We start from the raw sequence: 17,333 nt of genomic DNA, 5'->3' as shown, positions 1-17,333 counted from the left end.
ATGACCTCGGTGCCGCCCAGGACCCCGGTGGCGTCCGGCGCCGGTCTTCGTACGCCGCGCCACCGACATTTTGATTACTCTCCGTGAAGGGAAGAAGACACTGCTGGACTGGGAAACGGGCACCGCTGACTTCACCTTCGGCCTGCAACACCGCGTGGTGAACGGCACTGATGTCCTTGCGTTTTGGGGTGAACTGGACGCCTGGGCCGACCAGGAGCTCGCCCCCCGTGTCATGGCACTTCTGGACCATGCGGGCCCTCGGGTCGTCGCGGACCTCCGGGAGGTGACGTTCATGGACGCCGGCGGCCTGCGGCTGCTCGTCCGGATCCGGAAACGGGTCGCCCCCGGCCGAGGCACCTTATGGCTGGTGCCCGGCAGCGCGCGCAATCGGCGTCTGCTGCGCATCACATCACTCGACAAGGCGTTCACGATTCCGGCAGGCATGCCGGTCCCGTGCACACGAACCGGCACCCGGAGCGGGTTCCGCTGACGCGGCCCCACGACCGGGACTCGAGGAGCGTCGATTCGCCTTGAATCAGCGCGTAAGTGCGTGAAAGGCGCCATCACTGCCTATATGGGAGCAGGAAACGGCTCGCATGAGGCAGGGCGCCCGGGGCATTCGGTAGTCATGCATCTCCCCTCCATGCGCCTCCCTTCCGTGCGTCTCACATCGGCCACCGCGCGCGGCAAAGGCTCGGCGCGGCGCGCGGCCAAGGGACGCGGCGTGGCCGCGGTGGCACGCGCCGGATTCATCGGGCGTGGCGTCCTGTACCTGCTCATCGGGGCGCTGGCCCTGCGCATCGCCTTCTCCGACGGCGACGACCGCCAGGCGGACCGCGGCGGTGCGCTGGCCGAGCTTGCGGACCGGCCGTTCGGGCACGTACTGCTGTGGCTGCTCGGCGGCGCCCTGGCGGGCATGGCGCTGTGGCGGCTCTCCGAGGTCTTCTTCGGACAGGCGGGACCGGACGGCGGCGACGCGAGCAAGCGGGCCCTCGCGGGCGTGCGCTGTCTCTTCTACGGCTTCGTGTCGTACTCCGTCATCGCCTACGCCGTCGGCGACCAGGGCAGCGGCAGCGGCTCCAGCGACCGGCAGACGCAGGACGCGACGGCGAAGGTGCTCGACTGGCCCGGTGGACAGTGGATCGTCGCGGCCGCGGGCGCCGGTGTGCTCGGTGCGGGTCTCTGGATCGCGGGCCGAGCGCTCCTGCGGAAGTTCCGCGACCGGCTGCGCGTCTCCGAGATGCCGCGGCAGATGCGCCGGGCGACCGACGTCGTCGGCGTCACCGGCGGGACGGCACGCGGCGTGGTCTTCGGCGCCGCGGGCGCCTTCGCCATCACCGCGGCCCTGCGGCACAAGCCCGGCGAGGCCAAGGGCATGGACAACACCCTCCGCTCCTTCGCGGACACCGGCGCGGGTCCCTGGCTGCTCGCGCTGATCGCCGTCGGCCTCGTGGCCTTCGGGCTCTTCTCGTGGGCGAGCGCACGCTGGCGCAAGCTCTGACCTGCGACTGCTGGGAACTCCGGCCGACCCGGCAGAGGGCGGCATCCTTCGCCATCCGCGGCACGGGATGCCGCCCCGCCCCCGAGTGACGAAGAGGGCATGCGAACGCCCGAGATGTACGATGAACCGGTGACTTCCCACCCCCGAATGAGCCTGGCCGAGCGCAAGCGCCGCCTCGTCTCGGACGAACTGACCGAGTCCGCGCTGCAGTTGCTGGCGCTGAAGGGGTACGACGCGGTCACCATCGACGAGATCGTGGCCACCGCCGGAGTGTCCCGGCGCACGTTCTTCCGGTACTTCGCGTCCAAGGAGGACGTGGTCATCCAGTTCCTGGCCGACATGGGCACCGGCATGCGCGCGGAGCTGGCGGAGCGTCCCGCCGGTGAACCGCACTCGACAGCGCTGCACAACGCCGTCAAGGTCCCTCTCGCCATCTGCTCCGACCGGTCCGACCACTCCGAGCGCGCGCTGAGCGTGGTGCAGCTGATCCTGCGGACGCCCGCTCTGCTGGCCCGCTTCCTGGAGCGGCAGGCGCAGTGGCGCGGCGACCTGACGGAGGAGATGGGCCGCCGCACGGGGCTCGACCCCGAGACCGATCTGTACCCACGGCTGGCCGCGGGGATGGCCCTGACCGCGTTCGACGCCGTGCTGCAGCGGTGGAGCGGCAGCAACGGCACCGAGGACCCGGCCGAACTGCTCGACCGGGCCTTCGACGTGATCACCCCGGCCCTGGACGCCGTCCGGGCCTAACCCCTTCGGGGCGCAACCCCTTCAGCGCGGGTCGGGGTGGTGGGGCTCGTCACCCGCTCAGAGGCCGAACTCCTGCGGCGACACGTTCAGCGCCGCGCACGCTTCCCGCAGGACCTGCTCCTCCGCCGGGGCGATGTACCCGTCGGCGCCCGCGACGACGAAGCCGGTCTGCACGACCGCCTTGGCCTCCACCGGCTTCTTCGCCGCCTTGGCGATCTCCTGCATGACCTCGGCCTTGCCCTGCTGGAAGTTGAGCGCCAGCTGGTCGACGTGCTTGTTGAACCGCTGGCGCAGCTGGTCCGGCGGGAAGTTCTGCAACACGTCGTTCTGCACGATCAGGGACTCCACGTGCTGGCGCTCGGCCGGGTCGACCGTGCCGTCGGCCGCCGCGACCAGGGCGCACATGGCCATGCTGGCGTCCCGGTAGGCACCGCTCTTGAGCTCCGTCTTGAGGGAGGCCAGCTGGGTCTTGAGCACCCCCACGAGCTGAGTCTTCGATCCGCCGCCGGAGCCCGAACCCGGTCGTCCGTGGCCGCCGGAGCTCCGCGCCCCCTGCGACTGCTGCAGACCCTTCGCCTGGTCCTTGATCCGGTCCCACATCGCCATCCGTGCCACCTCGACTGCCTAGCTCGTCCACGCGCTTGTGCGCGTCACTCCGCCAACGCCTTCCCTGCCGTCGAAGTTCCGTGGTCGGCCGGGCCGTTCGACGGCTCGGGACGTCCGGTGCGCAGGACCCTGTTCACGCGCGCGGTGTCGAGGACGCGTTCCCAGCGGGCGACGACGAGGGTGGCGACGCTGTTCCCCGCGAGGTTCGTCAGGGCCCGGCACTCGGACATGAACTTGTCGATGCCGAAGATGAGCATGATGCCCGCGGCGGGGACGGTGCCGACGGTGGAGAGCGTGGCCGCCAGGGCGATGAACCCGGCGCCCGTGACGCCGCCGGACCCCTTGGACGTCAGGATCATGACGGCGAGAAGTCCGAGCTGCTGTCCGAGGGTGAGCGGGGTGTCGGTGGCCTGGGCGATGTAGACGGCGGCCAGGGAGAGGTAGATCGAGCTGCCGTCGAGGTTGAAGGAGTAGCCGGTCGGCACGGTCAGGCCGACGATGTCCCTGCGCACGCCGAGCCCTTCGAGCTTGGCCATCACCCGCGGCAGCACGCTCTCGGAGGACGACGTGCCGAGGACGATGAGGAACTCCTCGCGCAGGTGGTGCAGCAGCCGGAAGATGTTGATCCGCAGCAGGGCGAGGACACTGCCCAGGACGACCACCACGAAGAACAGCGACGTGCCGTAGAAGAGGCCGATGAGTCGGCCGAGGCTGGTGAGGGTCGAGATGCCGTACTTGCCGATGGTGTAGGCCATGGCGCCGAACGCGCCGACGGGGGCGGCGAGCATGACGTAGTGGAGGATCTTGAAGACGACCGCGCTCAGCCGGTTGACTCCGTCGACGAGGGGCGCGCCCACCGGGCCCACGGCTTTCAGCGCGACGCCGAACAGGACGGCGAAGAAGATGACTTGGAGGATGTTCCCCTCGGCGAACGCCCCGACCGCGCTGGAGGGCACGATGTCGGTGAGGAAGTGCCACCAGCTCTGGCCCTCGCCGTCCTTGACGTACTGCGCGGCGTCACCGGAGAGCTGCAGGTCACCGGGGTGGGCGTGGACACCGGCGCCGGGCTGGAAGAGGTTGACCGCGAGCAGTCCCACGGCGAGTGCGACCAGGGTTCCCGCCTGGAAGTAGAGCAGGGATTTCAGGCCCACCCTGCCGACCCGGCGGAGGCTGTCGACACCGCCGATGCCCGCGACGACCGTCAGGAAGACGATCGGGGTGATCAGCATTTTGATCGCGTTGACGAAGGTGGTGCCGACCGGCTCCAGGGCGACGCCCAGGGACGGCCGGAGCCAGCCGGTCAGGATGCCCGCGACGATCGCGGTCAGGACCCAGAGGTACAGCTGCTTGTACCAGGGTTTGGCGGGCTCGGACGGTGGTGCGGCCGACGGTGTGCCGACCGTGGTGGACGCGGTTGCTGCCATGGCGTGTCTCCTCGCCGGGGAACGTGGACGCGGCCGGGACGCGGCGGCCGTCCGTCGCCGCCCGGGCCTTGCGCGGTGTCAGAGCAGTTCGAGGAGCTTCTCGGTGAACTCGGTGGTGCTGCTCTCGCCGCCGAGGTCCGGGGTGCGCACGTCGGTCTTGGCGAGCACCGCGGCGATGGCGGCCGTGATCTCGTCGGCCGCCGCACGGTGTCCGAGGTGGTCGAGCATCATCGCGGCCGACCAGATCGCGCCGAGGGGGTTGGCGATGCCGCGGCCCGCGATGTCGGGGGCGGAGCCGTGCACCGGCTCGAACATCGAGGGGAACTCGCGCTCCGGATTGAGGTTGGCGGCCGGGGCGATGCCGATGGAACCGGCCACGGCGGCGGCAAGGTCGCTGAGGATGTCACCGAAGAGGTTGGAGGCGACCACGACGTCGAAGCGGGCCGGGTCGAGAACGAACTTCGCGGCCAGCGCGTCGATGTGCTCCTGGTCCCACACCACCCGCGGATGGGCCGCGCCCCGCTCGGCGACCAGTTCGTCCCAGAACGGCATGGTGTGCACGATGCCGTTCGACTTGGTGGCCGAGGTGAGCCTGCCGCCGCGTCGTGCGGCCAGGCCGAAGGCGTAGTCGAGGACGCGGGTGACCCCGGCACGGGTGAACACGGCCTCCTGGACGGCCATTTCCTCCGCGAAGCCCCGGTTCAGACGGCCGCCGATCTCGCTGTACTCGCCCTCGACGTTCTCCCGCACGACGACGAAGTCGACGTCTCCGGGCGCGGCGGCCCGCAGGGGGCTCTCGACTCCCTCGAAGACGCGGATCGGCCGCACATTGACGTACTGGCGAAAGCCCCGCCGGATCGGGATCAGCAGCCCCCACAGCGAGACGTGGTCGGGCACGCCCGGGTAGCCGACCGCGCCCAACAGGATGGCGTCCTTGTCCCGCAGCAGGTCGAGCCCGTTCCCGGGCATCATCGCGCCCTCGCGGGCATAGCGCTCGCAGGACCAGTCGTACGTCGTGTAGGAGCAGTCGAAGCCGTGGCGGGCGCCGACGGCGTCGACGACCCGCTGTGCGGGTGGCAGCACTTCGGCCCCGATGCCGTCACCGGGAATGAGTGCGATGTGGTGGTGGGTCATGCCCTGATTGCAGCAATCGGGGCGTTCGACCGTCCAAGACACTCTGCCGATCTGCCTTATAGGGCAGACCTATGAGTGCCGTTTATGAGGGCACCGTCTCTCCCTGCCCGACGGCGGCGAGTCCACAGGCCAGGAACGTCCGGGCGGCCGGTGACTGCGCGGCCCTGCGGCTCACCAGCGCGATCCGGAGCGTCGTCCTCGGCTCGATGTCCAGGACCAGCGCACCGGCCCGCTCGGCGGTCGTGCGCCAGGATTCGGTGACGACGGCGAGCCCGACCCCCGCGAGCACCAGCGGCAGGATCGCCACCCGGTGTTCGGTCTCCGCCGCGATCGTGAAGTCGATTCCCCGCTCGCGCAGCCCGTCGACGTACGCGCGCATGCCGGTGCCCCGCTGCCCGACGATCAGCCGTTGGCCCGCCAGCTCCTCACGGGCGACCGGGCGGCCCGCAGGGAAGGGCCCGTCGGGCGGGGTGACCAGGACGAATCGCTGCTCGCCCGCGGCGTGCGAGACCACCTCCTTGTCGGCCACGGGGCCGGACGACGCGAGGAGGCCGAGCTCGGCGGCGCCGGTGCGCACCATGTCGATGACGTCCCGCGAGGTGAACGCCGCCCGGATGTTCACCGACACCCCGGGATAGCGGTCGCTGAAACCGCGGACCATCGTGGTCAGCGGCTCCACCGCCTGGGAGGGCATGGCGGCGATGTCCAGCCGTCCCTCGCGCAGTTCGTGCACCGCGGCGACGCTGGCGCGGGCCGTCTCCAGGCTGCGTACGGCCGCCCGCGCGGGCTCGATCAGCGCCGTACCCGCCTCGGTGAGCACGGCCCGGCGGCCGATGCGGTGGAACAGGCTGCTGCCGAGGTCCCGCTCCAGGGCCCGCACCGCCTGGGACAGCGACGGCTGCGAGAGGTAGAGAGCCGACGCCGCCCGGTTGAAACCCCCGTGATCGACGATCGCGAGGAAGTACTCCAGCTGACGAACATCCATGCGCCCATCCTCGCGCCGGTGTCACCGCCACACCGCCACGAGGTCGGCACGAGCGCCCTGCCGTCGGTCAGTGGGCAGGGGTCAGTCCCGGTCGACGTGCTCCCGGAGGATCTTGCGGTGGGTCGCGTCGATGTCGAAGGTCGTCTTGTTCCAGTCGTCGGTCGTGACGACGTCGACGGACCACAGCACCATGGCGCCCTTGTCGGAGTCGTCCAGCTCCACGGAGGTGACCGTGCCCTTGGTCTTGTCCGTGGCGGTCTGCGCGGCCTGCTGCGGCGTCACGGTCGCCTTCTTCAGGAGGTCGGCAAGCTCGCGCTTGTCGTCCTGGTCCTGGTCCGTGTCGGCCTGTGCCTGGCCCGCCTTGCCGGTGACCGCGTCGACATGGACGGTGTGGGCCGCGCCGTCCGCGGTCGCCACCTCGGCTTCCCAGCTCGGCTTGTCCGGCGTGCCCTCCAGCTCGACCGAGACCGGCTTCGACTTGTCCACCGTCGCCACCGCGGCGTCCAGGGCCTTGGCGTAGCCGACCTTGGCCTTGGGGACGAGCGCCTGCCGCTCCCGCTGGTCGTCCGTGAGGGTGGCCCCGTCGGTCGGGGAGGGCGACGCCGCCCGTCCGGCCGTGGACGCGTCGGTCTGCGCGGCGTCGTCGTCGCCCTCGCTGCCGCAGCCGGCGAGCAGAGCTCCGGCCGCGGCAGCGACACAGATCAGGCCCGCGCCTCGCGCGACCGTGCGGCGTCCACGCCTGGCAACACTGTCATTCCTTTTTGTGACCATATGGCCACGTTAGGCGACATACCCATTCGGCACCCGAGGAGACACGTCGACGACCGCACACGGCCCTCACACGACCGCCCCGGTTCCCCGCTCCCTCCTCCGGCGCACCTCCAACGGGCTGTATCCGTCGGCCGCCTCACCCGAGCAACCGGAACCTCCCGAGCCACCTGACCGGCCCGAACGTCCCGGCCGCGAAGGTGGCGGCGCCGGATTCCGGCGTTCGAGCGCGACGGCGATCGGGACGGCCGTGAAGACGGTCGAGGCCATGCCGATGAGAACCCCGGCGATCAGCGCGAGCGAGAAGTCCGCGAGCGAGTCGCCGCCGAGCACCGCCAGGGCGGTCAGGATGAACAGCGCGCCCATGCCCGTGTTCACCGTCCGTGGCAGCGTCTGGACGACGGCGTGGTTGGCGGTGGCCGCCAGGTCGCCGCGCGGATCCCGGCGGCGTACTTCGCGCACGCGGTCGAAGACGACCACCGTGTCGTTGACCGAGTAGCCGATCACCGTGAGCAGGGCGGCGAGGAAGACACTGTCGACGGGCTTGCCGAGCCAGGCGAACAGGCCCACCACGAGCAGTACGTCATGGGCCATCGCCGACACGGCCGCCGCCGCGAGGGTCCAGCGGAAGCGCACGCTCAGGTAGATCAGCTGGGCGGCGACGGCGATGCCGAGGGCGATGAGCGCCTTCTGGCGCAGCTCGTCGCCGAGGCTCGGCCCGATCATCTCGTCGCGCTCGACGGTGACCGTCCCGCCGGGCCGCTCCAGGGCCGACTTGACCCGCTGCTGTTCGGCGTCGGTCAGCCGTTCCGTGCGTACGGTGATGTCGCCGTCCCCCGACTCCTGCACCACCGCGCGCGGGAAGCCCGCGTCGGACACGGCGCCGCGGGCGGTGTCGGCGTCGACGGGCCTGCTGGTGCTGTACTCCACGAGGCGGCCGCCGGTGAACTCGACGCCGAAATCCAGGCCGCGCAGCGCGATGCCCGCGACCGCCACGGCGACCAGGACGGCGCTGGCGCCGAGCCAGCGGCGCCGTTGGCGCCGGTGGCCCACCAGGTTCGGCTTGCGGCGGGCCAGCCAGGCGCGGACGCGGCCCGTGGAGGCGATGCCCGTCAGGGCGGGCCGCTTGCGTACGAAACCGCGGCCCACCGCGAAGTCGGCGAGGACGCGCGTGATGACCAGCGCGGTGACCATCGACGCGAGGACTCCGATGGACAGGGTGACGCCGAATCCCTTGACAGGACCGGTGGCGAAGAAGAACAGCAGCCCGGCGGCGAGCAGCGTCGTCACGTTCGAGTCGACGACCGCGCTCCACGCCTTCGCGAAGCCCGTGCGAACGGGCTTGGCCAGATCCGTGGACCGGACGCCGAGGTACTCCTCCCGTGCGCGCTCGAAGACGAGCACGTTGGCGTCGACGGCCATGCCGATGGCCAGGACGAACCCGGCGAGTCCCGGCAGGGTGAGCGTCGCGCCGAGCGCGACCAGGGCGGCGTACGAGATCAGGCCGTACAGCGCGAGGGCGAGGGCGGCGAGTGCGCCCATGAGCCGGTAGACGGCGGTGATGAACAGCGCGGTCAGGGCGATGCCGATGAGAGCGGCCGTGGTGCTCGCCTCGATGGCGTCGGCGCCGAGCGTCGGGCCGACGGTGCGCTGCTCGACGACGTCGACGGGCACCGGCAGCGCGCCGCCCTTGACGAGCGCGGCGAGGTCGCGGGCCTCGGCCTGGTCGAAGTCGCCAGTGATCTGTGTGCTGCCGCCGGTGATGCCGGTCTTGCACGCCACGCCCTCGTTGACGCCCGGCGCCGAGATGATCTTGTCGTCGAGGGTGATGGCGACGCGGCGTTCGGGGGCGTTCCGCGGCGCGCAGGCCGCGTCGCCGGTGATCCGCGCCCAGGTGTCGCCCGCTTCCTTGCGGAAGTCCAGGGAGACGATCCAGCCCGCGAGGGACTGCTGGTCGAGCGTCGCCGCGGCGTCCTTGACGCCCTGGCCGGTCAGCGCGGTGGGGCCGAGCGTGAGGTAGGCGCCCGGCCGTTCGGGGTCGGGCAGGGTCCGTGAGCCGTCGGCGGCGGGCTTGGCCGTGCCCTTCTCCGCCGACTCCCCCGTCACGGGATGGACGGTCAGCTGGGCGGTGCGGCCGATGACCTCGGACGCCTTGCGCGGGTCCTGGACGCCGGGGAGCTCGACGATGATGCGCTTCTCGCCGGAGCGTGCGATGCCGGGTTCGGACACGCCGAGCGCGTCGACGCGCTGCCGCAGGACTTCCAGGGCGCGGTCGGTGGACTCGGCGTTCGCCTTGGTGGTGGGTGAGTCCTTGGTCTCCAGGACGATCTGCGTGCCGCCCCGCAGATCGAGACCGAGGCGAGCGGATTGGGTGAGGGCGACGTACACGGAAAGGGCGACGACCGCGAGCGCGACGATCGCCCGCCACAAGGGCGCGCGGGACATGGGTTCTCCACGATGAGGGCAGGACGGAAGGACACGTGACCGGGCGCCGCGAAAGCGGTGCGCCGGGTCAGGCGTCGGGGAGGGTCTGCGTGCTCATCGGTGGGGCGGGCCGCGCGGGGCGGCCGCCGCGCAGGACCGCCGCGGCGGGGCGGGCGCGGTGGCGGGGCGAGCGTCGGGCCCGCCCAGGGCGCGGTGCGGCGCCGTGTCGACCGTCGTGCGCGGCGGGCCCGTCGGCTGTGGCCCCGGGATGTGGGCGTCGGGCCGGTGCGTGACGGCGACGTGGAGCGCCGGGACGTCGTGCGGTCCGGCCTGCTGCCGCGCGTGGGCCGCGACGGTGTGGTGGGTGAGCGGCGCGTCGGCCGCTGTCCCGTACGCCGCGGCGGAGGGGACGAAGAGGGCGAGCACGGTGACGACGAGGGAGACCGCGGACGCGGCCAGGCGCGCGGAACGGCTCTGCTGCGACACGCGTGCCCCCGTCCCCTCGGCTCTGTTCTCCCGGGTGCGCACGGCGTGGCCCCGCCCTGCTCAACGTATGGGACGCAGCGGTTCGTTCCGTGCTGCGGACCGAACATCAAGTGCCGTACTCCACCAGGTTGGTGGGCACCACGATCTGGCGCGCTTCCCCGGTCACGGCCCGGCCGCCCGCCGTCCCGCTCCCCTTGCCGTGCAGGCGGTCGGTGAGGAGCCTGCCCGCCGCGCGGCCGAGTTCGTCGCTGTCGTACGCGACGAGCGTGAGCGGCAGGCCGAGCGCGTCGGCCAGCTCGAAGTCGTCGAACCCGGCGAGGGCGACGCCCTCGCAGTCGACGCCCCACCCGCCCCCGTCCCGCGCGCCCACGTCCCGCAGCGCGCGGAACGCTCCTATCGTGTTGCGGTTGTTGGAGCAGAACAGCGCGGTCGGCGGGTCGGGCAGCGCGAGGAGCTCGGCGGCGGCCCGCTTGGCCTGGTGGGGTTCCGTCTGGCCCTGGCGTACGAGGCGTGCGTCGACGGTGAGGCCCGCGGAGGTCAGGGCCGCCGCGTAGCCGCGGAGCCGTTCGGTGCCGGTGTGGACGGCGGGCGGCGAGCCGAGGAAGCCGATGCGGCGGTGGCCGCGCGCCAGGAGGCGGGCCGTCGCGTCGCGGGCGCCGCCGAAGTCGTCGACCAGGACGCAGTCCGCCGCGAAGCCCTCGGGCGGGCGGCTGGCGAGGACGACCGGCACACCACCGGCCACCGCCGCGGCCAGATGGCGCTGGTCGGCGCAGGCGGGCACGACGATGATGCCGTCGACGCGGCGGGCCACGAGGTCGGCCACCAGTTCCCGCTCGGCGTCGAGGTCCTGCCCGGTGTTGCCGATGACCGTCTTCAGGCCGTGCTCGGCGACCACCGAGTCGACGCCGAGGGCGAGGCGTGAGTAGAAGGGGTTGGCGAGGTTGGTGACGACGAGTCCGACGAGTCCTGTGCCGCGGCCCAGCCTGAGGCTGCGGGCGACCTCGTTGGGGCGGTAGCCGAGGTCCGCGGCGGCGGCCCGGACCCGCTCGCGGGTGGCGGGCAGGACCTGCGGGTCGTCGCGCAGCACCCGGGAGGCGGTCATCGCGCTGACCCCGGCGCGCTCGGCGACGTCCCGCAGGGTGGGCGGGCCGCTCTTGGGGTCGCGCGGAGCCCGGCCGCCGCGGGCGTCGCGCGCGGGGCGGCCCGCGTGCGGATCCTGCGTCGGCCGCCCACCGTGCTGGTCGTGCGGTGACCGACCGCTCTGCGGGTCGTGCGGTCCGGGCATGGTGCGGACGTCCTTCCGTTCGGCGCGCTGCCTCGGCGCGGCGGTTCAGGGCACGGCGGCCGCGTGCGCCGCGGCTCCGACGAGCGCCGCGTCCTCGCCGAGTCCCGCGGGACGCAGCGTGACGGGAGTATCCCGCAGCCCGGCGCGCAGCGCGGGGCGCAGCAGGTCCCACGAGTCGGCCATGGCGCCGCCGACGACGAGGACGGTCGCCTCGAAGTCGCGCAGGTGCGGGGCGAGCACGGCGCCGAGGGTCGTGAACGCCTCGTCGAGCACGCGCCGCGCACGCCGCTCCCCCGCCCGCGCCCGGTCCGCGACCTCGCTGACGTCCAGGTCCGCGGGCGCGTCCGCACCGGCGTAGTGCGCGAGGATCGCCCGCCGCGACACGGAATCCTCCAGCGGTCTGCCGCCCGTCTCGACGAGGTCGATGCGGCCTTGCGGCGGTACGCCGGGCCCTTCGTGCTGTGCGCGCCCTGCCACCAGGAAGGCAGATCCCACACCCGTCCCCAGGGTGATGCCCACGCAGCGGTGCTCGCCGCGCGCGGCGCCCGCCCGCCACTCGCCGAGGAGGAAGGCGTGCGCGTCGTTGAGGAACACCGCTTCGCCTGGGCGCGGCCGCACCGCGTCGAGGAGCACCGCCCGTACGTCGATGCCGTACAGGTCGTCGAACTTGCCGACGCCCGCGAACCGGGCGATGCCCTTCTCGTGGTCGAAGGGGCCGGGGACCGCGACGCCCCACACCTGCCCGGCGGGCGCGTCCAGCGCACCGGCGCAGCGGACGAGCGAGCCGAGGACGTGTTCGGCGGTGCCCCGGGGGCGGACCGGTTGTCGCACCTTTCGCAGCACGGTGGCGGTGTTGGGGTCCGCCAGGGCCGCGGTGACGTGGGTGCCGCCGAGTTCGAGGACGGGCCGCCCCCGGTCAGGCGTCGTCACGGGATCGCCCGGGACTGCCCGCCGTGCGCGGACGGGGCAGGGCTCTCGGGCCGGACCAGCGCCTTGACGACCCTGACCGGGGATTCGCCGACCGCCGTCAGCCGGTAGGGGCCGACGGCCGCGGGTACCGTCAGCGTCTCCGAGCGGAAGAGCATGTGCCGCTCCCCCGACCGCTCCCCCGCCGCCGTGTGCAGCACGATGCCCTCGCCCTCCACCACGTTGAGGACGTGGAAGCGGCCCGCCGTGTCGTCGTCGGCCGCGGCGCCCGCGTCCAGGGTGTGGCGCCGCACTTCGTAGAACATCTCGTCCAGCGCGCCCAGGAGTTCCTCGCACCAGCCAGGACCCGTGCGCAGCGTGCGCGGTTCCTGGACCAGGTCCCTGCCGATTGCGTCGCCCCGGCGTCCGGTCTCCAGGTTGGCGAGGCCGTGCTCGTAGGGGAGCTGGCGGGGGCGGCCGTCGGCGTCGGGGCGGAGCCAGTCGTAGAAGCGCAGGGAGTAGAGGTAGGGGGTGGCGCTGATCTCCAGGACGACGTTTCCGGCGCCGGAGGCGTGCGGGGTGCCCGCGGGGATCATGAAGAGGCGGCCCTGTTCGGCGGGGAACGTCAGGACGTGGTCCTCGGGGTCCATCGGGACCCCGTCGTGCGCGGCCTCCTCGATCTCTTTGCGGAAGAGCTCCAGGTCGGTGTCCTCGCGCAGGCCGAGGTAGACGCGGGCCCCCGGCCCGCCGAGCGCCATGTAGTACGTCTCGTGCTGGGTGTAGGACCAGCCGAACCGCTCCTTCATGTACCGCGCCTTGGGGTGGCAGTGCAGGGAGAGGTTGCCGCCGTCCAGCGTGTCGAGGTAGTCGAAGCGGATCGGGAAGGAGGTGCCGTAGCGGGCGGCGACCTGCGGGCCGAGCATCCCTTCGGGGTGCAGCACGCAGAGCAACTGGAAGGGCACTTCGGCCTGTTGGCCGGGGTGGGTGCCGATGAGGACGCCCGCCTCCGGGGCGATGAGCTCGTATCCGAGGGCGGTGTTGCGTGCCGCGGGGTCGAAGCCGAGGCGGCGTTGGGCCCAGTGCCCGCCCCAGGGCGTCGAGTTGAAGTAGGGGCGGGTGCGCAGGGGCCGACGGGTCAGGTCCGTGAGGGTGGCGCGCAGCCCGGGGCCGTCGATGTACGTGGGCCGCTCGGGGTCCTGTACGTCCAGCCAGGCGTCCAGCCGGGGTGCGAGGGCGTCCCGGTGGCGGTCGAGTGCGGGCCAGTCGAGGTAGAAGAGCCTCCGCAAGCTGCCCTTCTCGTCGGGCAGCCCGAGGTTGCGGCCGGTGCCCGCGGCGACGGCCGCCTCTGCGTGCCGCTTGGGCAGGTCGGCGTACCAGAGCAGATCGTGCGGCAGGAGGGAGGCGCCGGGGCCAAGGACGATGAGCACTTCGCGGCCCTGCGGCGGTCGCGGGCGCGGCAGGTCGTCGAAGAGGTCGCGCAGCGGGGTCTCGGCGAGCTTGGCGTAGTAGGGATCCTCGGTGTCCTCTGCGGATTCGGTGCGGCGGCGCACCTCGGCGGGCGGGGCGTGGTGGGCGCGCAGGTCGAGGGTGCGCACGGTGGCGCCGCGCGCGGTCAGCTCCTCGGTGAGCCGTGCGGCGAGGTCGCCCCAGGCCGCGGTCGGCGGGCCGTCCACAGCGAGGGTGGCGGGGCCCGGGGGCAGTTGTGCGGCGACGGCTTGCCAGCCGGTGGCGAGGACGGCCCCGGGCGCGGGGGCATAGCGCGGGTCGAGCCGGTACACACGTTCTCCTTCACGCGGGCGCAGGGAGGGCAACGCTCGGGGGCGGGTTTCCGGAAGTCAGGGACGTACGGAGGGGTCTGCGGGCGAGTCCGCGCCGGGGCGCTCGAAGAGTACGGCCGTGGTGCCGAGCGCCGGTACGTCGAGGGTCGTCTCGCCGTCCGCGCAGGGCAGTTGGTGGGCGAGGTCGCCGAGGAAGTCCGCGCGGTGTGCGGCGGTGACCGTGAAGTGGGTGCGGATCCGGCAGGTCAGCGGCTGTTCCGCGAACGACTGGAGGCGCAGCAGGACGTGTCCTGGGCGTGGCGTGGTGGCGCCGACGAGCCGGACGCGCGGGTCGTCGATCTCGACGAACGAGTGGGCGTCGGCCGGGTCCGGCGCGCCGCCCGAGCTCCCCCGGGCTCGGACGGCGCGCATCGGGCGGCTCCAGGCGGCGGCCGTCTTTGGCCCGAGGCCGCCGGCACCGGAACCGCTGGCCAGGCTGTAGCGGAAGGTGAATTCGAAGCCCTGCTCGCTGGGGAAGTTGGTGTCCCACAGGTTGTTGTGGATCCAGGAGAAGACGGTGGCGGACTCGTCGTGGCCCATGGTCTTCGGGAACGGCGCGTAGGGCAGGGCGATGTTGCCGAACTGCACGAGCGGCGCGTCCTGCGTGGACCAGGCCACCGTCAGGTCGTCGTCGCCGAGCGTCACCCAGCGGCGCACCGCCCGCATATGCAGGGCGGAGCCCGGCACGACCGGCAGCCCGCTGCCCGTGGCACCGCCCGAGGCCTCCATGCGCACGACCGGGTCTTCGAAGGCGAAGGGGAAGGCGAAGTAGGCGCTCTCCTTGCCCGGGCGGGCGTCCTTGTCGAGGCGGTTCTCGATGTCGAGCCGGGGCACGCCGCGGCGGAGGGTGAGCGTGGTGCGCAGCCGGTTGGCGCCTGCCGGGCGGGTCTCGTACGTGATCGATTCGGCGGTGGGCGTGGAGCGGCGGGCGATGAGCGCGGCGGGCGGCGGGACGGCGCGGGCCCCGAGGTGTTCGAGGCGGTCGGATGCCGTGGTGCGGCTGGAGTTGTGGTTGAAGGCGCCCGCGGTGGTGTAGCTGTCGTGGAGGTAGCCGTTGAAGCCGGTGATGGCGTCCTGGCGGACGAGTTCGCGTCCGGTCCTCTTGTCGGTGATCGACGAGACGCAGGCGTGCGCGAGGTCGACGCGGACGGCGAAGTACTCGTTCTCCAGGAGGGTCGGATCGGGGTGCGCGAGGGCCTGTGCCGCGGTCTCGGCGGGGTCCTGGCGTTCGGTGCCGCCGGTCGGGTTCCAGCCGGTGGCGGCCTTCACCGTCGTGCTCCGCGACTCCTCGTGGGCCGCGGCGGCCGCGGCGACGACGTCGAGGCGCACCGATCCGGCGGGCGGCACGTCGTCGACGCGGACCAGGAGGAACCGCCCCGCGTCGCGGTGGTCGTCGTTGGTCTGCGGACTCTCCTCATGGGTGAGCAGGCGTCCGTCGCGCGCGTCGCGGACGGCGACCCGCCGCTCCAGCGGCACGGTGCTCTCGGGCAGGAAGACGCGCACGACGTCGGTGCGCGGCCATGAGCACGTGTTGACGACGTGGTACGTCGCCACCGCGTCCGGCGCGGCGGCGAGCCGCTGTCCCAGGCGGGCGCTCGCGCGGGCGAGGAGCGCGTTGCCGTCGTCGTGGGCGCGCATCGCCTGCCCGTACTTCCAGTGCCACTGGTGCTCCCCGGAGTGGCCGCCCTCGTCGCCGTGGGTCCATGGGTCGCCGGCGCCCCAGGTGTGCTCGTCGAAGAGCGACACCGCTTCGTAGACCCCGGCGGCGTCCCTGCTGTCGTCCTCGGCCCCCGTGGCGCCGAGGAGGGCGGCGAACGTGCCGATGGTCTGGGCGTCGGCGACCACGGACTGGGCGGTCCTGGCCAGGGACAGCGGGCGCGCCCCCGACCCGACCCCGTCGACCCACCAGTCGGTCCAGTCGCCCTCGAAGGTGCGGATGCGGCCGCCGAGCCTGGCCTCGGCGTCGGTGAAGAAGTCCTCGTTGCGGGAGAGCCGCAGCTGCGGGAAGGCCCAGGTGTCGTTCCAGCGGCGGACCGTGTCGGCGATGATGCGGCGGGGCGGCGCGTTGTCGCCGAACTTGCCCTGGACGCGCAGGTGGAGCACGTCCCACGGGTAGGGCTCGCGCTTGACCTCGGTGTGGTCCACGGCCCAGCCGAAGATGCCGCCGCGGTAGGGGTAGGGGTTGGTGGCGAGGGAGGTCAGATAGGCGGGGAGCAGGTCGTCTACGTCGGCGTAGTCGGTGTCGAAGCCCAGCAGCGGTCCTTCCATGTAGGCGAGGCCGTGCGGGGTGTCGGTGACCCACACCAGGACGCTGTTGCCGCTGGGCGCGCGCCAGCGGAAGAGCCGGGGCAGCTTCTCGCCGCCGACCAGGTGGGGGACGGAGCGTCCGGCCCAATTGTGCGCTACGGACAGGTACTTGACGCCCGCGGCGGCGAGGGCGTCGACGAGTCCGACGACCGCGCCCGGCACGTCGGTCTGCATGGCGGAGGTGAACTCGACGCCGTGTTCGTCGCGCACGGTGCGGGCGAGCCGCAGCAGTTCGTGCAGCTCGTCCGTGGAGCAGGTCTCGGTGTGCAGGTTGAACGGCAGCGCGGTCAGCTCGATGCGGCCCTCGTGCACCCTGCGCACGAACTCCTCGACCTGCTCGGCGGGGCGGGCATCGGCCCACTGCCGGAACGACCACAGCGACTCGACGCACCACCGGAAGCGGGACTCGGTGGGCCAGTCGTCGGTGGCGCGGGTGAGTTCCAGGCAGGAGTCGAGGAAGGACAGGTGCTCGGCGAGGACCCGGCCCTGGGGGTCGGTGTAGCCGATGTCGAGGTGGGAGTGGTGCACCAGGTGCAGGGTCCAGTGGCGCTGCGGGGTCAGTGGTACGTCGATGCCGTCCCGTCCTTCGGGGAGGCCGACGGTGACGCGGGTCGCCGCGTCGACGGCGGGCAGCAGCAGCCGTACGGAGCGGCCGGGCCCTGCGACGCGCTCGCAGCGCAGGGCGGCGCCGGAGTCCGTGCGCACGGTCAACCCGTCCGGCACCGCGGTGCCGTTGACGGGTTCGACGCGCAGGGACTGGAGCAGCGTGCCGTCGTCGGCGTGGCGCAGCAAAGGCTCCTCGGTGAGCCGCAGGGCGGTGCCGTCCGCCAGCGTGCCCTCCGCGCTGACCACGTCGGCGCGCAGGCTCTCGCGGATGCGGTCGTTGTCCCAGTCGGTGGTGCGGACCAGAGCCCGTGTCGTCATGCGGTTCTCTCCCGGG

The 17,333-nt window shown here is 72.7% G+C and carries 14 protein-coding genes; 3 read left to right on the top strand and 11 right to left on the bottom strand.

Features of this window, described 5'->3' with window-relative positions; all coding sequences use genetic code 11:
* Positions 1–70 precede the first annotated feature (70 nt).
* From AC068B_RS27845 to AC068B_RS27835, 3 genes are all read left to right on the top strand, one after another.
* Positions 71–490 (top strand): STAS domain-containing protein, encoded by a 420-nt coding sequence (locus AC068B_RS27845; protein WP_478674362.1) that lies wholly within the window; start codon positions 71–73, stop codon positions 488–490.
* 168 nt (positions 491–658) lie between these two features.
* Entirely contained in the window at positions 659–1,501 is an 843-nt protein-coding gene (locus AC068B_RS27840; protein ID WP_478674361.1) for a DUF1206 domain-containing protein, read from the top strand.
* A 147-nt stretch (positions 1,502–1,648) separates the two neighbouring features.
* Positions 1,649–2,251 (top strand): acyl-CoA-like ligand-binding transcription factor, encoded by a 603-nt coding sequence (locus tag AC068B_RS27835; protein ID WP_478674487.1) that lies wholly within the window; start codon positions 1,649–1,651, stop codon positions 2,249–2,251.
* A 57-nt stretch (positions 2,252–2,308) separates the two neighbouring features.
* Here the strand turns inward: AC068B_RS27835 and AC068B_RS27830 are convergent, their stop codons facing one another.
* The 11 genes from AC068B_RS27830 to AC068B_RS27780 form a co-directional block, all read right to left on the bottom strand.
* Entirely contained in the window at positions 2,309–2,857 is a 549-nt protein-coding gene (locus AC068B_RS27830; protein WP_356265237.1) for a tellurite resistance TerB family protein, read from the bottom strand.
* 44 nt (positions 2,858–2,901) lie between these two features.
* A complete protein-coding gene (gene dctA, locus AC068B_RS27825) occupies positions 2,902–4,281 on the bottom strand; it encodes a C4-dicarboxylate transporter DctA (protein WP_478674360.1) in 1,380 nt (459 codons plus the stop codon).
* Between the two features lie 78 nt (positions 4,282–4,359).
* On the bottom strand, positions 4,360–5,415 hold the full coding sequence (locus tag AC068B_RS27820) for a tartrate dehydrogenase (protein WP_478674359.1): 1,056 nt from the start codon (positions 5,413–5,415) through the stop codon (positions 4,360–4,362).
* Between the two features lie 82 nt (positions 5,416–5,497).
* A complete protein-coding gene (locus tag AC068B_RS27815; protein WP_478674358.1) occupies positions 5,498–6,400 on the bottom strand; it encodes a LysR family transcriptional regulator in 903 nt (300 codons plus the stop codon).
* Between the two features lie 81 nt (positions 6,401–6,481).
* Entirely contained in the window at positions 6,482–7,171 is a 690-nt protein-coding gene (locus AC068B_RS27810) for a PepSY domain-containing protein (protein ID WP_478674357.1), read from the bottom strand.
* A gap of 66 nt (positions 7,172–7,237) precedes the next feature.
* Positions 7,238–9,613, bottom strand: coding sequence for a protein translocase subunit SecD (gene secD, locus AC068B_RS27805; RefSeq protein ID WP_478674356.1), 2,376 nt, complete (start codon positions 9,611–9,613; stop codon positions 7,238–7,240).
* Between the two features lie 93 nt (positions 9,614–9,706).
* A complete protein-coding gene (locus AC068B_RS27800) occupies positions 9,707–10,078 on the bottom strand; it encodes a hypothetical protein (protein WP_478674355.1) in 372 nt (123 codons plus the stop codon).
* A 106-nt stretch (positions 10,079–10,184) separates the two neighbouring features.
* Complete coding sequence (locus AC068B_RS27795) at positions 10,185–11,216, bottom strand: LacI family DNA-binding transcriptional regulator (protein ID WP_478674486.1); 1,032 nt, start codon at positions 11,214–11,216, stop codon at positions 10,185–10,187.
* Positions 11,217–11,408: 192 nt separating this feature from the next.
* Positions 11,409–12,293, bottom strand: a complete 885-nt coding sequence (locus AC068B_RS27790) for an ROK family protein (RefSeq protein ID WP_478674354.1) — start codon at positions 12,291–12,293, stop codon at positions 11,409–11,411.
* A complete protein-coding gene (locus AC068B_RS27785) occupies positions 12,290–14,047 on the bottom strand; it encodes a class I mannose-6-phosphate isomerase (protein ID WP_478674353.1) in 1,758 nt (585 codons plus the stop codon). Before AC068B_RS27785 ends, AC068B_RS27790 begins: the two co-directional genes overlap by 4 nt.
* Before the next feature lie 57 nt (positions 14,048–14,104).
* The gene (locus tag AC068B_RS27780) at positions 14,105–17,317 is read right to left on the bottom strand and encodes a glycoside hydrolase family 38 N-terminal domain-containing protein (RefSeq protein ID WP_478674352.1); all 3,213 of its coding nucleotides are present in this window, start codon (positions 17,315–17,317) and stop codon (positions 14,105–14,107) included.
* Positions 17,318–17,333: the final 16 nt, after the last annotated feature.

It is taken from the genome of Streptomyces sp. NPDC042371 (genome assembly GCF_056437465.1).
The sequence above is the reverse complement of the archived record's forward strand: the minus strand, read 5'-3'. Positions and strand labels throughout refer to the sequence as shown.